At 73.8% G+C, this 4,501-nt stretch carries 4 protein-coding genes; 1 reads left to right on the top strand and 3 read right to left on the bottom strand.

Annotated elements, in window-relative coordinates:
* Positions 1–466 precede the first annotated feature (466 nt).
* The 3 genes from E1200_RS31480 to E1200_RS31470 are packed head-to-tail and all read right to left on the bottom strand — an operon-like array spanning position 467 to position 3,329.
* Positions 467–862, bottom strand: a complete 396-nt coding sequence (locus E1200_RS31480; RefSeq protein ID WP_131956013.1) for a hotdog fold domain-containing protein — start codon at positions 860–862, stop codon at positions 467–469.
* A complete protein-coding gene (locus E1200_RS31475) occupies positions 859–1,713 on the bottom strand; it encodes an OAM dimerization domain-containing protein (protein ID WP_131956011.1) in 855 nt (284 codons plus the stop codon). Before E1200_RS31475 ends, E1200_RS31480 begins: the two co-directional genes overlap by 4 nt.
* Positions 1,710–3,329, bottom strand: coding sequence for a lysine 5,6-aminomutase subunit alpha (locus E1200_RS31470; RefSeq protein ID WP_131956009.1), 1,620 nt, complete (start codon positions 3,327–3,329; stop codon positions 1,710–1,712). Before E1200_RS31470 ends, E1200_RS31475 begins: the two co-directional genes overlap by 4 nt.
* A 276-nt stretch (positions 3,330–3,605) precedes the next feature.
* On the opposite strand from E1200_RS31470, the gene E1200_RS31465 reads away from it, so the two are divergent.
* Positions 3,606–4,379, top strand: a complete 774-nt coding sequence (locus E1200_RS31465) for a DUF4239 domain-containing protein (protein WP_131956007.1) — start codon at positions 3,606–3,608, stop codon at positions 4,377–4,379.
* Positions 4,380–4,501 lie beyond the last annotated feature (122 nt).

Here is a 4,501-nt window from a genome sequence, read left to right as displayed (position 1 = left end):
GGTGGCGGCAGGGAGGGCGCGGGGAGATAGCGGGAAGCGGCGGGTACGCGGAAGAGGGCCCGCGGCACCCGTCGGGCCGGAGACGTCCCACAGGCGGTGAGAACGAGGCTCCGTTTTCTACTGGATGCCGGGGCCCTTCCCGGGTCCAACCCCCCGCCCGACCGGGCGGCTCCGTCCGGGCACGGCTCCGGTCCACCACGCTGGTTCGGGCGGGCACGGCGGCGGTCACTCGCGTGATCCCCGTCCCCGTCGCGGCGCGGTGCCCGGCGGCGCCTCGGGCGGCCGATCGGTGAGTCCCGTGCTGGACTGCAGCAAAACTACCGGCTTCAGCCACCTTGTCAACCACGGCATGTTCTGCGGTGACGCCATGTCGTCCCAGGTCAGGGCCATGATCACCGGGTGGGCGTTTTCGTCCCGCAAGATCGGTGATCAGCGCGCCGCGCGCGTCCCGGGCGCGGCGCGCGGCTCAGGACCCGGGCGGGGTGACGACGACGGTCCCGGTGGCGGTGACCGCGACGACCGGGTCGGGCAGCACCTCGGCGGCGGACCCGCCCCGGTCCGGGCGGCCCCGGCACACCACGCGGGCCTCGAAGTCCATGACGCGGCTGCGGGTCCCGGCGCGGGTGAGGACGGCGGTGGTCTCCAGGACGTCCCCGGCCCGGACGGGGGCGCGGAACTGCACGTCGGAGTAGGAGGCGAACAGCCCCTCGTCGCCGTCGGTGCGGATGCACAGCTCCGTGGCCGCGTCGCCGAACAGCCCGAGGACGTAGGCGCCGTCGACCAGGTCGCCCGCGTAGTGGGCGTGGGAGTAGGGGATGTAGCGGCGGTGCGTGACGGTGAGGCCCTCGCGCGGCTCGCTCATGATTCGTCCTCCTGGTCGGCGGGGCCGGCGGGGCCGGTGGCGCCGGCGGGGAGCAGGGCGTGCACGAGATAGCTCGCGACCTCGGCGGGGGTGGTGCCCTTGCCGAAGATGCGGTCGACGCCGAGGTCGGCCTCGGCGACGGTGTCGAAGCGGGGGCCGCCGACGACCAGCAGGGGCCGGCCCATGCCGCCGGCGACGGCGGTGGGGTACTCGGCGTGGAACGCGGCGGCCATCTGCTTGGTGTTGTGCAGGTGCGCGTTGCGCTGGGTGACGACCTGGGAGACCAGGACGGCGTCGGCGTCCTCGGCCTTGGCGCGCTCGACCAGCTCCTCCACGGTGACCTGGGCGCCCATGTTGACCACGTGGATCTCGCGGTAGTACTCCAGGCCCTTCTCCCCGGCGAACCCCTTGACGTTGAGGATGGCGTCGATGCCGACGGTGTGGGCGTCGGTGCCGATGCAGGCGCCGACGACCACCAGCCGCCGGTTCAGCGCGCGGCGGATCGCCAGGTTCACCTCCTGGGAGGTCAGCAGCGGGTATGCGCGCTCCTCGGGCGCGGGGATGGAGGCGTAGTCGACCAGGTGCCGGACCTTGCCGTAGACGATGAAGAAGGTGAAGTCGGGGCCCATCGCCTTGGAGTGGACGACGCTGGCGGGGTCCAGGCCCATCTTCCCGGCGAGCTGCAGCGCGGCGGCGTCGGCGCGCTTCCCGGCCGGGACGGGCAGGGTGAACGACATCTGCACCATGCCGTCGCCGGTGGTGTCGCCGTAGGGGCGGATGACCTGCCGGGTGCCGGCGGGGTCGGCCGGGGTGCCGGGCGGGGCCTGGGTTCCGGGGCTCTCGACCGTCATGCGGTCACCTCCTGCTCGGCCGCGCCGGCGGCGGCGTGCGGGTCCTCGGTGTCGAGGATCTCGATGGCGGGATTGCAGTAGCCGGGGGCGCGGGGGACGACGCCGTCCAGTCCCTTGCCGCCGTCGGGCGGGCGGCGGGTGACGCCGAAGGTGCCCTCGGCGATGGCGTCGAGCAGGCCGTCGTCGGCGACGCGCTCCAGCAGCTCCACCGACTCCGCCAGCACCTGCTTCGCGCGCTGGACGAGCATCCCGCCGGGGCGGGGCATGAAGTCCTCGGCGAGGTCGCCGCACGCGTCGCGGACGTAGCGGACGTTCTCCAGCGCGAGGTCGCGGTCCGACAGCCAGGGCGTGTGGATGCCCTCGGTCATCATCCCGACCAGGATGATCGACTGCCCGGTCAGGACGCCGGCGAGGTTGAAGAAGGCGTCCAGCAGGTAGCCGGCGAAGATGTTGCCGGTCATGTGCTTGGTGGGCGGCATGTACTTCAGCGGCGCGCCGGGGAACAGCTCGCGGGCGAGCTGGGCGTGCGCGAGCTCCATCCGGAACGACCCGGGGATGGCCGGGTCGATCTCGAAGGCGTGGCCGAGGCCGAGCTGGTGGTCGGCCAGCCCCGCCTCGTGCCCGAACCGCTCGTTCAGCAGCTGGCTGACGGTGACGGTGTGGGCGGCGCCGACCGCGTCGGCGGTGGTGAGGTAGTTGTCCTCGCCGGTGTTGATGACGATGCCGGCGCGTGCATGGATCTGCCGGGAGAAGCGCTGGTCGATGAACGTCCGGCGAGGGTTGATGTCGCGGAAGATGATGCCGTACATGCAGTCGTTCAGCATCATGTCCAGGCGCTCCAGCCCGGCGAGCGTCGCGATCTCCGGCATGCACAGCCCGGAGGCGTAGTTCGTCAGCCGGACGTAGCGGCCCAGCTCGCGCGACACCTCGTCCAGCGCGGAGCGCATCAGCCGGAAGTTCTCCCGGGTCGCGTACGTGCCGGCGTAGCCCTCGCGGGTGGCGCCCTCGGGGACGAAGTCCAGCAGCGACTGGCCGGTGGAGCGGATCACCGCGACGACGTCGGCGCCCTCGCGCGCGGCGGCCTGCGCCTGCGGGATGTCCTCGTAGATGTCGCCGGTCGCCACGATCAGGTAGACCAGCGGCCTGGGCGGGTCCGCCGCGTCGGGCGGCGGCAGTGCGCGCAGCAGGGCGTCGCGTTCGGCGCGGCGGCGGTCGATGCGGGCGATCCCGGCGCGGGCGGCCTCCCCGGCGGCCTTGCGGGCGAGTGCGGCGTCGGTCCCGGCGGGCAGCCGGAACCGCGCCCGGCCCGCCGCGGCGGCCTGGGCGAGGCCGGCGAGGGAGTCGTACGGGCCGTTGAGCAGGGCGTCCCAGACGGGCAGGGCCGCGCCGTGCTCAAGGCCGACCTGGCCGCGGACGGCGTCGGCGAGGTGGTTGACCCAGGGGCGCCCCTCGTCGTCGGCGCCGGTCAGCCCGGCCAGCCGCAGCAGGGCGCGCTCGACCGAGACGGTGGTGTGCGAGCGCGCCATCTCGATGACGGGCCCGGCGGCCCGGGCGGCCAGCCGCCGGGCGGTGCGCACCGCCTCGGGGTCGAGGTCCAGCTTTCCCTGCGGCGCCATCGCCGCCTCCCCTCCCACGGCCGCCCCACCCCGGGCCGGTTCCATCAATCGTCCTTCATACCGGGTTCTATACGAGAGATCTTCCGGCATGGACACCATATTTCACAAGAACTGGCGCTCCGCCACCTCGGACCTCTCCCCCGCGCACAGGGTGACCTTCCCTGGCCGGGCGGTCACCTCACCCCCACGTGACAACCAACCGGAACTCGCCGGTAGCCACGTTCGGTAGATCTACAATCACCCACGGTCAACAACGCCCCGCTCCCCGGGAGGGACATGATCGTTTACTGTGCGGCCGCGGCCTGCGCGATCGCCGTCGTGCTCGTCGCGAGCCGGCTGCTCCGGAAGACCCGCGGCACCATCGACGATCCCGACCCCGACGGCCCCACCGCCTCGCACAGCGGGGCGATGCTGTCGGCCCTGTTCCTGCTCGCGTTCGCCATCGCCATCGTCGTGCCGTGGACGACCGCGGACGGCGCCCGCGCGAACGCCTACACCGAGACCCACGCGATCACCGAGGCGTACTGGGCGGCCGGGCGGCTGCCCGAGTCCGACGCCCGGTACGTCCGGGACGGGCTACGCGAGTACGTCGGGCTCGTCCGCGGCGACGAATGGCGGCTCATGCGGGACGGGCGCCGGCTCAGCCCGCGCGGCTGGCGGCTGCTGGACGACCTGCGCCGCCACGCCACCGCCGTCGACACCGGAGACGACGAGGAGCTCCAGGAGGCCCGCGGCACCCTGCTCGCCCACCTCGGCGAGATCTCCTCCGCCCGCCGCCAGCGCGCCAAGGACGCACTGACCACGCCCCCCGGCGGACTGCTCGCCGTCACCGTCGGGACCGGCGCCGCGGTGGTGCTGCTGCCGTTCCTGGCGGGCGCCCGCCCCCGCGGCATGACGCTGGTGCCGCTGTCGCTCATGGCCGGGCTGCTGGCCGCCGGGGCGTACCTGACCATCGACATCTCGCACGCGTTCAGCGGGGCCATGGCCGTCGGCCCCGAGGCGTTCACCGCCGTGGACGGCGAACTGCGGCGCATCGCCGGGGGAGGGTGACCGTGCGCCGACTCGCCGTCCTGCCTGCCGCGCTCGCCGGCGCCCTCGCCTTCCCGCCCGGCGCGCTCGCCGCCCCGCCGCCCGGCCCCCAGATCAGCCTGTGCATCGAGATAGGGATCGGC

Source organism: Actinomadura sp. GC306, assembly GCF_004348665.1.
GTDB lineage: Bacteria > Actinomycetota > Actinomycetes > Streptosporangiales > Streptosporangiaceae > Spirillospora.
Note: the sequence above shows the minus strand (reverse complement) of the source record. Positions and strands in the feature narration are given on the sequence as shown.

Coding starts and splice junctions, on each gene's coding strand:
- E1200_RS31480 (WP_131956013.1), bottom strand. CDS start 862: ATGAGCGAGCCGCGCGAGGGCCTCACCGTCACGCACCGCCGCTACATC.
- E1200_RS31475 (WP_131956011.1), bottom strand. CDS start 1,713: ATGACGGTCGAGAGCCCCGGAACCCAGGCCCCGCCCGGCACCCCGGCC.
- E1200_RS31470 (WP_131956009.1), bottom strand. CDS start 3,329: ATGGCGCCGCAGGGAAAGCTGGACCTCGACCCCGAGGCGGTGCGCACC.
- E1200_RS31465 (WP_131956007.1), top strand. CDS start 3,606: ATGATCGTTTACTGTGCGGCCGCGGCCTGCGCGATCGCCGTCGTGCTC.